Origin of the sequence: Lysinibacillus sp. RC79 (genome assembly GCF_041262405.1) — a bacterium.
In the GTDB taxonomy this organism is placed as follows: Bacteria; Bacillota; Bacilli; order Bacillales_A; family Planococcaceae; genus Lysinibacillus.
This window is the reverse complement of the sequence record NZ_JBGCCD010000030.1, coordinates 50,353-67,648: the sequence shown is the minus strand read 5'-3', so window position 1 is coordinate 67,648 and position 17,296 is coordinate 50,353. Positions and strand designations below refer to the sequence as shown.

Here is a 17,296-nt window from a genome sequence, read left to right as displayed (position 1 = left end):
GCATTTGCTGCAGGTGTATGATCCTTTGAAGCTGTATTACTTGTTGATGGAGCATTTGCTGCAGGTGTATGATCCTTTGAAGCGGTATTACTTGTTGATGGAGCATTTGCTGCAGGTGTATGATCCTTTGAAGCGGTATTACTTGTCGACGGAGCATTTGCTGCAGGTGTATGATCCTTTGAAGCTGAATTACTTGTTGATGGAGCATTTGCTTCAGGTGTACGATCCTTTGAAGTTGTGTTACTTGTTGATGGAGCATTTGCTTCAGGTGTACGATTCTTTGAAGTTGTTTTATTTGTTGATGGCGCGGCTGCTGAAGTTGTAGTTCCCTTTGATTCATGTGCTGCAGGCATCATTGGTTTTTCAGTTACAGCCGTATTACTAGTTTTCAAACCATCAAAGATGAATAGTTTTAAACCTGGATGAATGAAATCAGTATGTAATTGGTTCCATTCTTTAATTTGCGAAACTGTTACTTGATGATCTAGGGCTATGTCCCATAATGTATCACCATGCTTAACGGTATATTGTTTTTGTTGTGCAATGGTTAGGACATCCCCGGGGTGAATAAGGTTGGTAGTAATATGATTCAACGTTTGGATATTTTCTACAGATGTATTATTTGCACGTGATAGATCCCAAAGGGTATCTCCTTTTTGTACGGTAATCGTTGCAGCTTGAACATTAGCACTTAAAGTTACCGAGAGCAATGCAACTGGTACAATTGATATAATTTTTTTAAGCATTCATTTATCCTCCATGTTCTTGGTTGTTAATCTTAAATAATCGTAACATAGATTTTTCTGAGAAAAAGAACAAGGAGGTGTTAATTTGTTTACGTCCATGGCATTTATATTGCAATAATATTTCTAATATTAAACGATACTATCTCCTAGATGAAGATACCTTATCTAAAGTATGATCTTAGGTTTAATGCAAAAAAGACAGTGAAAAGTCTAATTTTATCAACAGAAGCAAACCATTCAAAAAGAATAAGTAACATAATTAGTATTTGTAAAAATGAAGTTGTCGAATTTATTTCGTTAACAGATTCGTTAAGGGTTAAATGTGATAATGTATATACATAAAATAAATTTGATAAATGAGGGATAATCATGTCAGTTGTGAACCTGTTAGCTTCTCAACTAAGTCGAAATGATGAAGTGCCAAATATTGAGCTGGCACATAAATTAGCTAATGAAGAAAATTATACGGGCATAGAAGAAATAATTGAAAACCTAACTTGCAAAGATAAAAAGATTCAATACGATTGTATTAAAGTAGCGTACGAAATTGGGCAAGTTAAACCAGAACTCATAAGTAAGTATGTCCTGACTTTTATAGAGTTACTAAAAAGCCGTAATAATCGTTTGGTCTGGGGCGGAATGACGGCATTAGCAACGATTGCCGAGGGAGCATCAGAAACCATTATGGCTCATCTTGACATATTAAAAAGTGCTATGAAAGTTGGTTCAGTTATTACAATTGATAAAGGTGTCCTAACTCTTGCGAAGCTAGCAGCTGTCAGTAAGGAAAACAATGATGTGATTTTTCCAATATTACTCCATCACCTTGAGAATTGCAGACCAAAGGAAATTCCACAGCACTCGGAAAGTACGCTTTTAGCCGTAACAGATGAAAATAAAGAGGAATTATTGAATGTGTTACGAAAAAGAGAAAAATACCTAACAGCACCACAATTAAAAAGAGTCAAAAAGATTTATAAAACATTAGAAGCTTAATAAAAGTAAATTTTGAGGTAATAGAGTTTTTTGCAGTAATGTTTGTAAAAAACTTTCACAAATTAGAGAGGTGGAAATGAGCATTACAATTAAAGCAATATTTAATGCAAACCTCATTTAGATAGATTACGATGAACCTTATCACAAGTAAGTGAGGTTATTTTTAAAAGGAATCATCCAAATTCAAATAATTTTAATTTGAGTAAATTAAATTTAGAAATTCGTTTTGATTTTTAAAATTTTTCCTCGTTTAAATATAGAGATATACCTCAAAAATCATAACCTAATCAGAAGACGGAGGTCAGTTGATCAAATTGTATGCAGACTGAAGCTTTACTTTCCAGCGAGCTATGGGTACTTTAGTTGAGCGAGGTACAATAAGATAACACTTTTACATATTTTTTATTTATCAATGTAGGCGCATAGATCTAATAGATCATGCGTCTTTTTTGTGATATAGGGTGTAATTATGCGGACTTTTCTTGAGAGAATATATGATAATGTTAAAAAATATTTTCATAAATATGAATTTTTTTCATCAAATATTGTTTATTGCTATAATATGTATTATATTTTTCATAATAATGAAATCAGAGGTGAAGTGATGAATATTGGAATGGAAATAAAGAAATTGAGGACTGAAAAAGGTATTACTTTGAAAGAGTTAAGTGAAAAAAGTGAACTATCTGTTGGTTTTATTTCCCAATTAGAAAGGGGACTTACTACCATAGCAGTTGATTCACTTGAAAAACTAGCTGAAACTTTGGGGGTGCATTTAACACATTTTTTCGATTACCCACGTAAAAGGAAAGATATGGTTCTGAAAAGTTATGAACAAGAAATAATGGATTCAGTAGAAGGAGGTTTTATTAAGTATAGTTTAAGTACAGATTTGGAAAATAAACAACTTGTTCCAAGGCTTATAGAAATTCTTCCTCAAAAGAAAGATGAAGAAATATTATCCTATAAACATGAGGGAGAAGAGTTCATTTATGTTTTAGAGGGTATATTAACAATTTACATAAATGATAAGAGGTATGAAGTATATCCTGGTGACAGTGTTCATATGGAATCAAGTATTGCACACAATTGGGCAAATTACACTAATAAAAAGGTCAAGCTTATAGCTGTTAATACGCCTAATTATATGTACAATAGAGGCTTTGATAATACAGATGCTGACTAGTGAAGACATTATACAAAGTAATTAGAAAGTGATAATAACAATGGATAAATTGATACTATATCTAATTGGTTCTTTTTTTGTAATTGGAGCTATTGATTATATTACCGGAAATCATTTGAAGCTGGGTGGGAAATTTGAGGAAGGCATAAAGACCATGGGGACTTTAGGGCTTGGTATGATAGGAATAATTTCTTTAGTTCCTATATTTACAAATTTTTTATCTGCTGCGATTATTCCAATCTGTAGAGTTTTTCATCTAGATCCCTCTATAGTTCCAGCAGCATTTTTAGCTGTAGATATGGGTGGCTACCAAATGGCTAATAAGCTAGCATTGTCTGAAGAAATGGGGGCATTTTCAGGAATTATCATTGCATCTACTTTAGGAGCCACAATCAGTTTTTCAATACCTGTCGCATTAGGGATGCTTTCTAAAGAGGATGAAAAATATTTTTCTAAAGGTGTATTGGTTGGAATTATTACTATACCAATAGGATGTCTGGCAGCAGGATTATGGCAAAAAATAAATATCAATATATTAGTTTTGAATCTGGTCCCTATATTTTTTTTCTCCATTATTTTAGGGGCAGGATTATTAAAAGTTCCTCATGTTTTTATAAAAGTTTTTAATGTATTTGGAAAGCTTATAGTGAGTTTGAGTACTGTTGGATTACTTTTACAAGGTATAAATGTGATATTTGGTGTAAGGCTTGTCTCAGGATTAGCACCACTTTCTGAATCTACTGTTATAGTAGTCAAGATTGCACTTGTTTTAGGTGGAGCATATCCCATGCTAGCACTTATTAATCGAATTTTTAAAAATATTTTTGAAAAAATAGGGGAGAAGATTGGAATTAATTCAGTCTCAGTAGCAGGCATTCTAGGAAGCTTAGCTAGTAATTTGTTGATATTTGGAACATTTAAGGAAATGAATCCTAAAGGAAAAGTGGTATGTACTGCCTTTGGAGTAAGTGGAGCATTTGTATTTGGTGGTCAACTTGGTTTTGTGTCAGGAGTAGCACCAGAAATGATAGACGCATTTATAATATCGAAGCTTACGGCCGGAATAATTAGTATAGTATTAGCTATATGGCTGTATGAGCGTGAAAGTAAAAAATTTAGTCTTAAAGAAAATGGAGGTATTAGTAATGAATATCAGGGTCGAAAAGCTAAGACAGCTAATGAAAGATAATCAAATGGATGCTTATATAATTCCCAGCTTTGATGCACATCAGAGTGAATATGTAGCAGAACATTGGAAATGTAGACAATGGATATCAGGATTTACAGGGTCTGCAGGTACTGTAGTTATTACATTAGAGGATGCTGGTTTATGGACAGATGGCAGATACTATATTCAAGCTGAAAAGCAGCTTGAGAGCTCAGGGATCAGATTATTTAGAATGATGGACCCAGGGGTACCATCTTATACAGAATGGCTGGCAGATGTTCTTAAAGAAGGAAGCAATGTGGGCTTTGATGGAAATGTTTTTTCGATAGATATGGTTAAAAAGATAGGAAAAGATCTAAATGCAAAGGGAATCGTATTAAAAATGAATAAAGATTTAATAGGTGATCTGTGGGAAGATAGACCGGAGATTCCTAAAGGACCAATTTTTACGCATGACGTTAAATATGCAGGCAAATCACGAGTAGAAAAATTAAATGAAGTTAGAGTAGAAATGAAAAATAAAGGAGCAAATTATTATATTTTAACTTCTCTTGATGACATTGCATGGCTTTTGAATATAAGAGGGGCAGATGTGCCTAACAATCCAATTGCAACAGCTAGTGTAATCGTAGCAGAACATATATGTTACTTATTTATTGATTCTTGCAAGGTTTCCCCTTTGATTAAATTAGAACTGGAAGCTAAGGGAATTGAGTTAAAAGCGAGCGCTGAAATACAAACATTGTTAGGAAATCTTTCAAACGGAGATGCTGTTATTCTAGATACAAATAAAACAAATATCAAATTATATAATTCCATTAACAGCAATACAAAGAAAATTGAAAGCCCTAACATCACAACTAATTTAAAAGCTATTAAAAATGAAGTTGAGATAAAAAATTTAAAATGGTGTGAAATTAAAGATGGTTTAGCCATGGTGAAATTTATTAAATGGCTAAAAAACTCTGTAGATAAAACAGAAATTTCAGAGATTATTGCAGAAGAAAGATTAGAAGATTTCAGGAGGGAGCAGGAAGGATTTGTTGGACCTAGCTTTGATACGATAGCAGGTTATAAAGAACATGCTGCGATGATGCATTATAAAGCTAATAAAGAAACCCAATATACGCTCAAGAATGAAGGTCTTTTTTAATTGATTCAGGTGGACAGTATTATGATGGAACAACAGATATTACAAGAACGATTGTTTTAGGAAGACTTAGCGATGAACAAAAAAGAGATTTTACTTTAGTATTAAAAGGGTTTATTGCTTTAAGCTCAGTAAAATATTTATACGGAGCAACAGGCTCAAACTTAGATGTTTTAGCAAGACAACCAATTTGGCAGTATGGTCTGGACTATAAATGCGGGACTGGACATGGGGTAGGTTTTTTCTTAAATGTTCATGAAGGACCACAAAGCATAAGGAATGATAATAATAATGTTATTTTAGAAAAAGGCATGATTATTACAAATGAACCAGGAATATACCTCGAGGGTAAATATGGAATTAGAATTGAAAATATGATGTTAGTAGTTGAAGACGAGAAAACAGAGTTTGGTCAATTTATGAAGTTTGAAGCAATCACGTATTGCCCTATTGATTTAGCCGGAATAAATAAAGAGATGTTAACAGAAAGTGAAAAGCAATGGTTAAACAATTATCATCAAGAGGTATACACAAAACTAGGTCCTTATTTAAATGAAGAAGAGAGAGTATGGCTTAAAGAAGAAACTAAGGAAATATAAATTGATATTGCCAAATGCAAGTAATATTTATCGACTTAAAGTATAAAAAACAATGGGCTTTATGCAGATTCCTTTAAAGTACAAGTGGAAAATACAAAAGAGGCATAAAAAGATACACATTTTATTGTTAGACATAGTTGTTTCATTAGGCAGCGGTTCAGGCTTGGGTTAGATATAAATACTGATTTGAAGATTTTAAACTAATTGTGGATTTTATTATAAGAAACAATTTTGATGTATAAATGAGAATTGATAGAAAATTTCGAATTTGAGAGAAATCAATTATGCGAATAGCAATATTTACAGATATACATGGTAATGCATCAGCATTAATTGCCGTTCTTTCTGATATAGATAGCAGAAAAGACATTGAACGTATATATTGTTTAGGAGATATGATTGGAATTGGTCCTGACTCTAATGAAGTTTTACAGATGCTTTTCTCTAGAAATGATATTTCAATGATAACTGGAAATCACGATGAAGCTGTCTTATCCTTAGCAAAAGGTCAAAAGTATCCCAAAAGTCATTCTCACACAAAAGAACACCATCAATGGATTTTAGATAGACTGGATGAATCATTTATTCCAAAGTTAGAAAAAATACACCGCACAATTGGTTAAAAGTAGGGAAATAGTTGAACATGTTAGAGAGATTAAAAGGATTTCTAGAGGTAAGGAAACGAGATGTTTATTTTATTCATTAACAATAGATATAGACGTACGAGGGAAATAAGAAAAACAATTTAACATTAGTTTCAAAGAACCGTACCACAAGTAAGTGAGATTCTATTCATTTAATGGAGCGTTGATTAAATAGAAAAAATAGACCTAATAGTATGAACTAAAAGAAGAGAGTCAGTTCTTTATGGACTAACTCTCTTCTTTTAGTTCATATGCAGTTTGCAAGGAAAAAAATCTCTACTTAATTGAAATGGGTGAATTCAATTGTAAAGTAGAGAAATAGACGTGAGAGATTGAGCCATTTCGTTAAACAAGAAATGAATAATTTGAACGAACGAATACTATTTTTCATAGGAATGATTAGGACAAAGTGGCCATATATATAGATTGTATGAATTTATGATATAGGGGAGGAATTGCAAGTGTTTGGAAATAGAGCTGTGGCCTATATGGGCTCCGGAAAAGTAGAAGTGCAAGATATTGGTTTTCCAGATTTGGTTTTACGAGATGGACCAGGGGTAAATCCACTTAATGTAGGACGCAAATGTGATCATGGTGTTATTTTAAAGGTAGTAACAACTAATATTTGTGGAAGCGATCAGCATATGGTGAGGGGGAGAACTACAGCTCCGACAGGATTAGTTCTAGGCCACGAGATTACAGGAGAAGTGATTGAAGTAGGCCGAGATGTTGAATTTATTAAAAAAGGTGATTTAGTTTCTGTTCCATTTAATATAGCTTGCGGTCGGTGCCGTAGCTGTAAGGAGCGGAATACTCATATTTGTGAGAATGTAAATCCAGATCGTCCTGGTTCAGCATATGGTTATGTCGATATGGGAGGATGGGTTGGAGGTCAATCTGAGTATGTAATGGTGCCATATGCCGACTTCCAATTATTAAAATTTCCTGATAAAGACCAAGCAATGGAGAAAATTAGAGATTTAACAATGCTTTCAGATATATTTCCAACTGGATATCATGGTGCCGTAAGTGCAGGTGTGAAACCGGGATCAACTGTGTATATCGCAGGTGCAGGTCCAGTTGGTCTCGCTGCTGCTCATTCAGCTCAGTTACTAGGAGCCGCTGTAGTAATTGTAGGAGATTTAAATGAAGAAAGGTTAGCTCAAGCTAGAAGCTTTGGTTGCGAAACAGTTAATTTACGAAATCATTCAAACCTAGGAGAGCAAATCGACCAAATACTTGGAGCACCTGAAGTAGATTGTGCTGTAGATTGTGTAGGATTTGAAGCATCTGCACATGGAGCTAATGCAGTTGAAGCACCTGCTACTGTTTTAAATTCTATTATGCAAATAACACGTGCTGGAGGACGTTTAGGTATACCGGGTCTTTACGTAACCGGGGACCCTGGTGGAATTGATGAGGATGCAAAAATTGGTACGTTAAAAATTCGTCTTGGCTTAGGATGGGCTAAAGCACATACTTTTGTAACTGGTCAAACACCTGTTATGAAATATCATCGCGATTTAATGGCGGCAATTTTGAGTGGAAGAGCTCAAATTGCGAAAGCTGTTAATGCTACAGTAATATCATTAGACGAAGCTCCAAAGGCATATCAAGATTTTGATAAAGGGGCTGCCAGAAAATTCGTCATCGACCCACACGGTCTAGTAAAGTAAGAGATTTCTACAGGGGTTAAGGGGTTAAATTGAAATAAGCATAGAGGACAAACCTTTGGCTACTTTTCAATAAGAATTAGATAGCATGCTGATATTCTAAGGAGACTTTGAACTTCATTTCTCAAAGTTTCCTTTTTTTCGTTGCTTATTTATCACAAGTATATTTGTATTCAGGTTGTATCTGAATGAAGAAACCACTTCGAACTTGTCCTGTCCAGTTTTGTAAGGATTCGTACCATTGTACGCTATCAAAAAAGTCATCTACTGTTGTTGTATTTGAAAACCAGATAAGTGGAGTGAAAGAAACAAGCTGTCCAGCATCTCCCCAAACACCGCCAGCCGGAATAGTACTTTGTTTAACCAGCAGTAAAGGAAGCCCATATTAGAAAGCCAAAGAAGGTTCAATTTGTAGGAATGGTAAATATGATTCACCTTGAGGACTAAGAGTTAATAGGTATTAGTAGAGCGGCTGCACAGCCATAGCTTAACTTATGGCTTGTAGTTAATAATCGTGTAGAAATCGAAGATGAAGATTGGTCGAAAAATATTGAAGTTAAACAAGTACTTGATGGATTAAATTCAATAAATTCTTTACTTACTATTTCTCTGTAAAAAAACAATAAGCCAGCCTATTTAAGATATAGCAGTCTTGAATAGGCTTTATTTCCATGTTACAAGTAAGAGAGTTATTTATATGGTGAATATATATAAAGAAAATATTTTTCTCCTAGGCAAATTTCATTAAATATTATACATATAAAACCTACTTCTGTAATTATTGTCTATGATAAAAACGGTTTTAGTAATATGCTATTAAAAAGGAGGCGTAGTATGAAGCAACTTTTTATAAAGCAGAAGGTATTCAGTTTAAGTGGAAAATTTACGGTAAAGGATCAGCAGGAGAAGGATGTTTATTACGTGGAGGGCAGTTTTATGCAAATTCCAAAAACGTTCTCCATTATGAATGCAGCAAGAGATGAGGTCGCGCTTATTACGAAAAAGGTGTTCAGCTTTTTACCGAAGTTTTTTGTTGAAGTAAACGGTCAAGAGGTGTTAACGATTAAGAAGGAGTTTTCTTTCTTTAAAGCACGCTATACAATTGATGCGGCAGGCATTGAGGTAGAAGGTAACTGGTGGGATATGGATTTTCAAATCATACAGCATGGTGAAGTCGTCGGTAAAGTGAACAAGGAGTGGTTCACTTGGGGCGATAGCTACAAGGTACAAATATTGAATGAAGAGATGGAAGCTATCATTATTGCGCTCGTTGTCGCAATTGATTGTGTAAAGGCTGACCAAGCTGCTGCTTCCTCAGCAGCGGCGACTTAATTGAGCCAATACCAACTAAAGAAGCAGTGTGTAATTAACCAAGTCTTAATAGAGAATTTCGTCGACCTTCATTTTTAATTATAAGAGCGAAAAGGTATAATTTTAAATTAGCATAGAATTAGAGATTAAAAACCGCACTTACACATGTTACGGTGAACCGTATCGTAAGTAAGTGCGGTTACCGAGTTGTTGCCTTATAAAAAGCCATTCCGCTAAAAGTGTTCTGGAATGGCCTTTTTATTCTAATTTTCGTTCTTTGTCGTAAAATCAGGTACGAACCAATGGATGAGCAATCCGGCAATTGTGGCGTAGGCGATACCGTGGGCATAACCAACTCCGATGATAAAGATAATTGCGACGATGACTAAATTTTTCATATTAGCCAGACTAACATTTTCTTCAGTGATGTGACGGATCCCCATTCCTGCGATCATACCAAACAACAAGATACATATGCCGCCCATCACTGCAACTGGAATGGATTGGATAACAGCTCCAACTTTACCGAACAAACCAAGAAGAATCGCAAGAACAGCAGCACCCTGAATAATCCTACTTGAAAACTGGCGTGTGATGGCTAGAACCCCGAGATTTTCCGCGTAAGTAGTTTGTGCAGGTCCACCGATGAAGCCGGAGATTAATGTTGCAAGGCCATTCCCCCATAGGATTCTTGAAAATCCAGGATCCTTAATCACGTCTTTTCCAGTAATCTCATTTAGTACAAACATATGTCCAAGGTCTTCGATGATGGTAACCAAGGCAATCGGCGCCATTCCGAGGATCACAACCCATGTGAATTCCGGCATGACGAAATGTGGAAGAGCAAAGGCAGGTGCGCTGGCGATGGTATCAAAATCAACAAATCCACGCATCGCAGCATAAGCATACCCTATTGCAAGACCAATTAAGAGCGGGAAGAGGCGGATCATCTTAGTTCCTGCAAGCGTAGCAATGATCGCCGCAAGAAGGCTGACGATAGCGACATCCCATTGGGTAGAAGCCATGTTGGTCACCGCAGTGGTTGCCAGCGAAAGACCGATTATACTTACAACCGGTCCTACGACAACTGCAGGAATTACTTTTCGGACTTTTTCAAAACCGACAGCTGAAATGATAATAGATACAATGGCATAAACAATGGAAACGCTGATAAGACCTCCAACTGCTTGACCTGGTGACTTTAACTCCCCCACATATAATGCTAACGGAGCAATAAAAGCGAAGGATGAACCTAGATACGTAGGAACCTTTCCACGTGTAATAAGATGAAAAATCAGGGTTCCTAAACCGCTGGCAATAAGTGCACTTCCTGGATCAAGACCGGTTAGTGCTGGAACCAAAACTGTTGCACCAAACATTGCTAACAAATGCTGTAAAGATAATGGTACCGCGCGAAAAAAATTTTTCAAACGTGTCCCCCCTTTACTATTGTCTTGCTATATGATATTTCGCCTATTAAATTTTTAGAATAAAGATTAAAGAATAATTTGACCCCCTAAATTGTTGTAGCTTCAACAGTTTAGGGGGGATAGTTATCATTCAAAATCGACGATTTCTATGGTAATAAAATCCAAGAGAAGATGGATTGTTTGCTCAATGCTCGAATAATTGAAGAACTCTTCCTTTACTCTAAGTTTGATGCGGAGGCAGTTCATTTTCATTTTGAACGAATACAGCTTGCAAAGTTCCTTACACATATAGTGGAGGAGTTTCAGTTATACAATCGAGAAGTTCAATTAGAGTTGAATGTAGTGAAGGATGTGTATGTTCATATTGATCGTATGCAGATGAATCGGGCAATCACTAATTTAATTGAAAATAGTATGAAGTTTAAAAAGCCAACTGAACCTTTATGTATGATATTAGAAGTAGTAGTAGTCGATGATCTAGTTGAAATCGTCATAAAGGATAACGGGCAAGGAATTTCGGAGCTCCAACTCCCATATGTATTCGATCGTTTTTATCGTGGGGAAGAAGCGCGTACCTCGACGACAGGCGGTAGTGGCTTGGGGTTTGCAATTGTGAAACAAATCGTTGAAAAGCATAATGGTCACGTAAAAATTCAAAGTAAGCTACATTATGGTACAACGGTGACAATAATCTTGGGTAAGGCTTAAAGGAAGTGTCAATGACTGGTGCCATCACGAATATTAATCATTGAAGATGATATTAGTATTGCAGAATTACAGAGAGATTATTTAGAAATCCATGAAATAAAGGCGGAAATTGTAACGGACGGTTTTGAGGGGTTGAATCGAGCATTAAATGAGCCTTTTGATTTAATTGTTGTTGATTTAATGCTCCCTTCAATGAACGGTTTTGAAATTTGCCGACGCATTCGTGAAAAGAAAAATATTCCTCTTATAATTGTATCTGCAAAAAAAGAAGATATTGATAAGATAAGAGGGCTTGGCCTAGGTGCGGATGATTATATAACGAAACCATTTAGTCCTAGTGAGTTCGTCGCACGTGTACAAGCTCATAGTAAGCGTTATAGGCAACTAACAGGTACTGGACAAGCACAGGATTATTTAGAGATGAAAAATATTATAGTTGATAAGGCTGCACGAAAAGTATTCGTTTTAGGTCAGGAAGTTATTTTTACAACGAAGGAATTTGATTTACTCGTGTTCTTTATGGAGCATCCGAATCGTGTTTGGACAAAGGAGCAGCTTTTCCGTCAATTATGGTATATGGATGATTTAGATGGAGATGTTTTTACAGTTGTTGTTCATGTAGGTCGCATTCGAGATAAATTAAAAAAGGGAAAACTATCAGAACTGCCAATTGAGACAATTTGGGGCAGTGGATATCGCTTTAATAGTTGAAAAATCTCCTTGTGAAAGGAGGGTATTATATGAAATATTTTATAAGCATTGTAGTAAGCACATTATTCATATTGACCGGGTGTAATGATAAAGGGGAGGAAAAGCATATGAAGCCACAATCAGATAAACTTATTCAAGCAGTTGAAAACAATGATTTAGAAAAAGTACAAGAAATTTTGCAGGATCCATCATATCCAATTAATGAAACGAATGATAAAGGGGAAACGCCTTTATTAATTGCTACTCATGAAAACTATATTGAGGTGGCAAAACTTTTAATTGAAGGGGGAGCCGATATTAATCAACAAGATAATATTCAGGATAGCGCCTATCTGTATGCAGGTGCTCAAGGAAAAACAGAGATTTTAAAGTATATGATTGAGCACGCGGAGCCAAATCAAAATATTGTTAATCGCTATGGAGGCAATGCCTTAATACCTGCAGCAGAAAAAGGACATTTAAACAATGTGAAGCTACTTTTACTCGATGGGAAAGCGGATATCGATCATCAAAATAATTTTGGCTATACAGCATTAATTGAAGCGGTAGCATTAACTGACGGTTCAGTGGTGTATCAGCAAATTGTACAAGAATTATTAGCACACAATGCGAATAAAGAACTTCGTGACAATTCAGGTAAGACAGCACTTGATTATGCCAAGGAGATGGGCTATACAAAAATGATTGAAATGTTAGAAGACTAGTAGATTTTACGAAGAACGTATCATAAGTAAGTTTAGTTTTTAAAAGGACCAAAATCCAATCATCAAATAACGATGATTGGATTTTTATCATAAAGACAGAATAGGACCGAATATTGCAGAAGGTATATCTTTTATAATTCTATTTTCTACTCGCCACGTTTCTCTAGATTTTTAGCCGTTTTACTTTGATCAACATCCTTTTGGTTTTTAAAGGTACCCATAAGAAAATCATAGGCTGGGTTCGTAACACCATACCAGTAATTCTCATTTTTGAAATGATGCCATAAATGAACCTTTTTCATCCAACGCCCCCATGGTGATATTGGCCGAAGGGGGCGATGGGCGATATAATGCTTCCACTCATAAAATAATAAAAAGAGCATGATACCTGCAATAAATGCGTTTGTCATTATAAAGCTAGATGAAAGAAAATAAAAAATGGCTGCTACAATTGCAATGTTTGGCACACTATACCATAAGGGTAAAAATAATAAATGTAATTCATTCGGATTTGAATGGTGGTCATAATGTAAGCGCTTAAGCATTTTTAACAAGAATGCATTCCTTGGTGGTTTCAGATGAAAAAGAAACCTGTGTGTAACATACTCAGCTAAGGAATACATAATCATTCCCAGAATAAAAGCACCCAAAATTCCGATAGAGGTTAAATGTAGAATCATAAATCCAAAGCTAATGAGGAATAGACAGGTCATGATTAATATATCAGGGTAGGAAAAATATTCTTTAAAATATTTCAATCTCATTTATCACGCCTCCTGTATTCTTTATTTTTCTCTATCTTTCCAGAGAGCCAAGCTTTTCGCCATTGTTGTCGTAGACAACCTTTCCGCTTCCATTGCATCACCCTTTAATGCAGCTTTTAATAAGTCGTGGTAATAGTTGAAGGACAACTCACGATGATCTTTTACAGAAAAATATTTTTTCGCCATATCTGTATAAATGGAATCGAAGCTATTTAAAATGAGTAGAAAGATTGGATTGACAGCAAGGCCGGCACACCTTTTTTGCAAATGCCAATCAAATGCTGCATAGCTTTCTGCACTATCTTCAAGCTGCTCTAGATTGGCAAGGAGAGCAACTACTTTAGGTTGATTAAACGTAACAGCATCACGAATATAAGTCGGAGTCAAGGAACTTCTTAATTCTAATAAATACATGATAAATTCATCTGTTATGATAGGATGATTCTCAACAATATTAACAAGTGTCGTTAGATTCCCATTGCGCCAATAATCATTAACAATAGCAGGCATTCCTTTTCTTCCTGTTATCCATCCACCCCTTCCTAAACGTTGAAGTGCCTCCCGAATAGTTGGACGACCAACACCAAATTCTTTTGCAAGCTCTCTTTCCGGCGGTAAAGTACTCCCTACAGAATAAACACCAGCCAATATGGATCTAATTAATTCATTCTCAATTTTATCTGAGGAGCGTTCCTTTTCTTTCAAATCATCTCGTCCCCTTTGTTTTATGGTAATACAAATTAAAGACAGTGGTAATACCAAAAATTATATATTAAATCTGAATTTTCTGTCAATAAGAAGGGCGGATTTTTATAAATAGAATTATCAAACAAGCCTTTAAAATACTTAGTAGGGTGCAATATAAAATTAATTTATTTGAATCAAACAAGTACAACATATGATACAGGAACTAATCAATGGAACTAATTAATATAAAGAGGGAAAAGCATTAAATAAGGGTACATAATGCTATTATCAATCAGGAATTATGTAATGAGGTGCAGTTCGCTCTGAATGTAAATAGTGACGGAATAAAGTGGCTTATTTCAGATCAAATGACTGATGTAGTGAAGATATATAGTCATTAATCGGTTGAAATAGTGGTTTATAGTCACTATATGATAAAAGGTTGATATACGGATTTAACGAAGCAAAACCATTTTATTAACAAAGCGGAGTGAATGGATAATTCGCCTCAAATGCTCTGAATTTGAATGGGAAAGTATGTTCTATAACAGAAAAAAGACCTTATTTAATAAGGTCTCTCCAGATATTTTTGGTTTTATATTCTTTTGAGTGTGTAACTTCTTCTCCGAACCACGATGGAGGTATGAATTCTTTTGCTTGTTGCTCGCTTTCGAATTCTATTTCGGCTACAACTAACTCTGGGTTTACGAAGATATCGATCATTAAATCGTGTCCTTTGTAATCGAAGAATCTTCGATACTTTTCTACACCAGGCTTTAATGCTAGGATATCTAAATCAACGAAAGCTTCTTTGCTGATATTGAATTTGATTTCATTTCGAATCATACCACTTCCGCTTTTGTAGGACATATCAAATTTCTCGATACCCCCTTCCACCTGTTTTCGAATTCTTACTTCTTCCATCCCGTGCACCGTCAGGTAATTTTGATAAACTTTCTTTGTTTCAAACGGACTCATTCCCTTTGGAAGTTCAACGATTAAAAACTTGCGTTCAATTTCTTGCAAAATGATGACCTCCCAATATAAATATAGTTACTACAACGGAACCTTTATGTACTTCTAATTAAGAAATTATATCTATGTATTGTAATCCATTATAAACCAAAAATATTTTTAATTAATAGGCTCTGATAGAAGTTCCCTTAAAAAAATGTGGGTTTACGACGATAAAAGTAGGCTTTGTTTGCTCGGAATCATAGAAAAAGCCAAGAAACGTTAATTTAACAGTGTTTCTTGGCTTTTTTGTATTCCTAAATGATCAATTGGATTAAATTATTTAATAAATCTGGTAACCCCTCAAATCGAACAAACTGCGTACGAAGTTGGGTGCAATGAGATGCAAGTCGAAATAAAACTGCTTGTAAAAGATCGATAGGTAAAGACTAATAATCTCTTTATCACTGTAGAATAGACATGCTTTTGCAGCCATCTGGCATCGATATTTAATCAAGGCTAGGTGGCTGTTTCATTTAATGAATGAATATAAAATAAAAACATAGTTGACTTATCGGTTTTATATGTTTAAAATCGTATTAATTGTTCGAATATATTGAATGATTAACTAATAGGAGGAGGGTTAAGGAATGACAATTGAAACACTGACAAAAGAGTTGAGCGGCTTATTTGAAGAGATTGTAGAAAATCGTCGCTATTTACATCAAAACCCAGAGCTTTCTTTTCAAGAAGAAAAAACATCTCGCTTTATAGCGGATACATTAAAAAGTTATGGAATCTCTGTTCAGGAAAACGTTGGTGATAAAGGTGTAGTCGGATTTATTCAAGGTGGAGAGCCGGGAAAAACGATTGCATTTCGAGCAGATTTTGATGCATTACCGATCGAGGATCAAAAAGAAGTTACATATAAATCCACAGTGCCTGGCGTTATGCATGCCTGTGGACATGATGGGCATACAGCTGCCTTACTCGCTGTGGCAAAAGTACTTCAGAAGCATAAGGACAGTATTCATGGAGCAGCTAAATTTATTTTCCAACCAGCAGAAGAAAAGCCACCAGGTGGGGCGAAATTTATGATTGAAGATGGGGTTTTAGATGATGTGGATTTTGTGTTCGGTGCCCATGTAGCGACAGATCTTCCTGTTGGCAAGCTATCAACCGCTTCAGGTGCAACAATGGCCTCAGTTGATGCTTTTACGATTCGGATTTTTGGGAAAGGCGGACATGGAGCTCGACCACATGAAACGAAAGACTCTATTATTGCGGCAACTCATTTAGTTCAACATCTACAACAAATTGTTAGTCGTCGTATTAATCCAATAGAAGCGGCAGTTGTAACGGTTGGAAGTATACATGCTGGAAATGCCTTTAATGTAATTGCAGACTCTGCTGTATTAGAAGGAACCGTTCGTGCATTGAATAAAGATGTTCGTGCTCAGATAGAAAAGGAAATCCGAGCAATTTTAGAAGGGCTAAAGATTACTAATTATATAGATTTTGAATTAGATTACCTACATGGATATCCGGTACTTGTTAATCCAGTAGAAGAGGCTACAATTGTGGAGCAATTCATTAAAGAGCAGTTTGGAGAGAGTGCTTTTATTCAGAAAGAACCGGTGTTAGGGGCGGAAGACTTTGCTTACTATCTACAAGAAAAACCCGGTAATTTCTTTTATGTAGGCGCTCATAATGAAGATCCAAATACACAATATCCTCACCATCATCCCAAATTTGATTTTGATGAACGAGCACTACTATATACAGGGGAAGTGTTCTTGAAAATTGCCAATCATTTCTTGATCGATTAATCTCTGAGAACTATGTCGATTAGAAAAATGTAAAAT

General features: G+C 35.3%; 15 protein-coding genes and 1 pseudogene. 11 read left to right on the top strand and 5 right to left on the bottom strand.

What is annotated here, in order from left to right; translation table 11 throughout:
* On the bottom strand, positions 1–746 hold a 746-nt coding region (locus tag ABH968_RS21785), incomplete at its 3' end, for a LysM peptidoglycan-binding domain-containing protein (protein WP_370047379.1).
* 369 nt (positions 747–1,115) lie between these two features.
* Between ABH968_RS21785 and ABH968_RS21780 the strand changes: the two genes are divergently transcribed.
* The 7 genes and pseudogenes from ABH968_RS21780 to ABH968_RS21750 all read left to right on the top strand — a co-directional run bounded on the left by ABH968_RS21780 (position 1,116) and on the right by ABH968_RS21750 (position 9,494).
* Complete coding sequence (locus tag ABH968_RS21780; protein ID WP_370047377.1) at positions 1,116–1,742, top strand: hypothetical protein; 627 nt, start codon at positions 1,116–1,118, stop codon at positions 1,740–1,742.
* Between the two features lie 604 nt (positions 1,743–2,346).
* Positions 2,347–2,928 (top strand): helix-turn-helix domain-containing protein, encoded by a 582-nt coding sequence (locus ABH968_RS21775; RefSeq protein WP_370047375.1) that lies wholly within the window; start codon positions 2,347–2,349, stop codon positions 2,926–2,928.
* 40 nt (positions 2,929–2,968) lie between these two features.
* Complete coding sequence (gene eutH, locus ABH968_RS21770; protein WP_370047374.1) at positions 2,969–4,117, top strand: ethanolamine utilization protein EutH; 1,149 nt, start codon at positions 2,969–2,971, stop codon at positions 4,115–4,117.
* Positions 4,074–5,845: pseudogene (locus tag ABH968_RS21765) on the top strand (aminopeptidase P family protein). Before eutH ends, ABH968_RS21765 begins: the two are co-directional and overlap by 44 nt.
* Before the next feature lie 284 nt (positions 5,846–6,129).
* Positions 6,130–6,468 carry a metallophosphoesterase family protein gene (locus ABH968_RS21760; RefSeq protein WP_370047372.1) on the top strand — a complete coding sequence of 113 codons (339 nt, stop codon included), beginning with the start codon at positions 6,130–6,132 and terminating at the stop codon, positions 6,466–6,468.
* A gap of 482 nt (positions 6,469–6,950) precedes the next feature.
* Positions 6,951–8,165: a formaldehyde dehydrogenase, glutathione-independent gene (gene fdhA / locus ABH968_RS21755; RefSeq protein ID WP_370047371.1), complete on the top strand. Its 1,215-nt coding sequence runs from the start codon at positions 6,951–6,953 to the stop codon at positions 8,163–8,165.
* Positions 8,166–8,996: 831 nt separating this feature from the next.
* The gene (locus ABH968_RS21750) at positions 8,997–9,494 is read left to right on the top strand and encodes an LURP-one-related/scramblase family protein (protein WP_370047369.1); all 498 of its coding nucleotides are present in this window, start codon (positions 8,997–8,999) and stop codon (positions 9,492–9,494) included.
* A gap of 242 nt (positions 9,495–9,736) precedes the next feature.
* On the opposite strand, the gene ABH968_RS21745 is transcribed toward ABH968_RS21750, so the two are convergent.
* Positions 9,737–10,903 (bottom strand): uracil-xanthine permease family protein, encoded by a 1,167-nt coding sequence (locus tag ABH968_RS21745; protein ID WP_370047367.1) that lies wholly within the window; start codon positions 10,901–10,903, stop codon positions 9,737–9,739.
* Between the two features lie 180 nt (positions 10,904–11,083).
* On the opposite strand from ABH968_RS21745, the gene ABH968_RS21740 reads away from it, so the two are divergent.
* From ABH968_RS21740 to ABH968_RS21730, 3 genes are all read left to right on the top strand, one after another.
* Positions 11,084–11,611, top strand: a complete 528-nt coding sequence (locus ABH968_RS21740; protein ID WP_370047365.1) for a sensor histidine kinase — start codon at positions 11,084–11,086, stop codon at positions 11,609–11,611.
* Positions 11,612–11,629: 18 nt separating this feature from the next.
* On the top strand, positions 11,630–12,322 hold the full coding sequence (locus ABH968_RS21735) for a response regulator transcription factor (RefSeq protein ID WP_370047363.1): 693 nt from the start codon (positions 11,630–11,632) through the stop codon (positions 12,320–12,322).
* A 107-nt stretch (positions 12,323–12,429) separates the two neighbouring features.
* On the top strand, positions 12,430–13,026 hold the full coding sequence (locus tag ABH968_RS21730) for an ankyrin repeat domain-containing protein (RefSeq protein WP_370047362.1): 597 nt from the start codon (positions 12,430–12,432) through the stop codon (positions 13,024–13,026).
* Between the two features lie 146 nt (positions 13,027–13,172).
* On the opposite strand, the gene ABH968_RS21725 is transcribed toward ABH968_RS21730, so the two are convergent.
* From ABH968_RS21725 to ABH968_RS21715, 3 genes are all read right to left on the bottom strand, one after another.
* Complete coding sequence (locus tag ABH968_RS21725; protein ID WP_370047360.1) at positions 13,173–13,790, bottom strand: sterol desaturase family protein; 618 nt, start codon at positions 13,788–13,790, stop codon at positions 13,173–13,175.
* A 21-nt stretch (positions 13,791–13,811) separates the two neighbouring features.
* Entirely contained in the window at positions 13,812–14,495 is a 684-nt protein-coding gene (locus tag ABH968_RS21720; RefSeq protein ID WP_370047358.1) for a GntR family transcriptional regulator, read from the bottom strand.
* A gap of 543 nt (positions 14,496–15,038) precedes the next feature.
* Positions 15,039–15,503, bottom strand: coding sequence for a CYTH domain-containing protein (locus ABH968_RS21715; RefSeq protein WP_370047356.1), 465 nt, complete (start codon positions 15,501–15,503; stop codon positions 15,039–15,041).
* A gap of 578 nt (positions 15,504–16,081) precedes the next feature.
* Here ABH968_RS21715 and ABH968_RS21710 point away from each other — a divergent pair.
* Complete coding sequence (locus ABH968_RS21710; RefSeq protein ID WP_370047355.1) at positions 16,082–17,260, top strand: M20 metallopeptidase family protein; 1,179 nt, start codon at positions 16,082–16,084, stop codon at positions 17,258–17,260.
* Positions 17,261–17,296: the final 36 nt, after the last annotated feature.

Coding starts and splice junctions, on each gene's coding strand:
- ABH968_RS21760 (WP_370047372.1), top strand. CDS start 6,130: ATGCGAATAGCAATATTTACAGATATACATGGTAATGCATCAGCATTA.
- ABH968_RS21730 (WP_370047362.1), top strand. CDS start 12,430: ATGAAGCCACAATCAGATAAACTTATTCAAGCAGTTGAAAACAATGAT.
- ABH968_RS21750 (WP_370047369.1), top strand. CDS start 8,997: ATGAAGCAACTTTTTATAAAGCAGAAGGTATTCAGTTTAAGTGGAAAA.
- ABH968_RS21710 (WP_370047355.1), top strand. CDS start 16,082: ATGACAATTGAAACACTGACAAAAGAGTTGAGCGGCTTATTTGAAGAG.
- ABH968_RS21775 (WP_370047375.1), top strand. CDS start 2,347: ATGAATATTGGAATGGAAATAAAGAAATTGAGGACTGAAAAAGGTATT.
- ABH968_RS21780 (WP_370047377.1), top strand. CDS start 1,116: ATGTCAGTTGTGAACCTGTTAGCTTCTCAACTAAGTCGAAATGATGAA.
- ABH968_RS21725 (WP_370047360.1), bottom strand. CDS start 13,790: ATGAGATTGAAATATTTTAAAGAATATTTTTCCTACCCTGATATATTA.
- eutH (WP_370047374.1), top strand. CDS start 2,969: ATGGATAAATTGATACTATATCTAATTGGTTCTTTTTTTGTAATTGGA.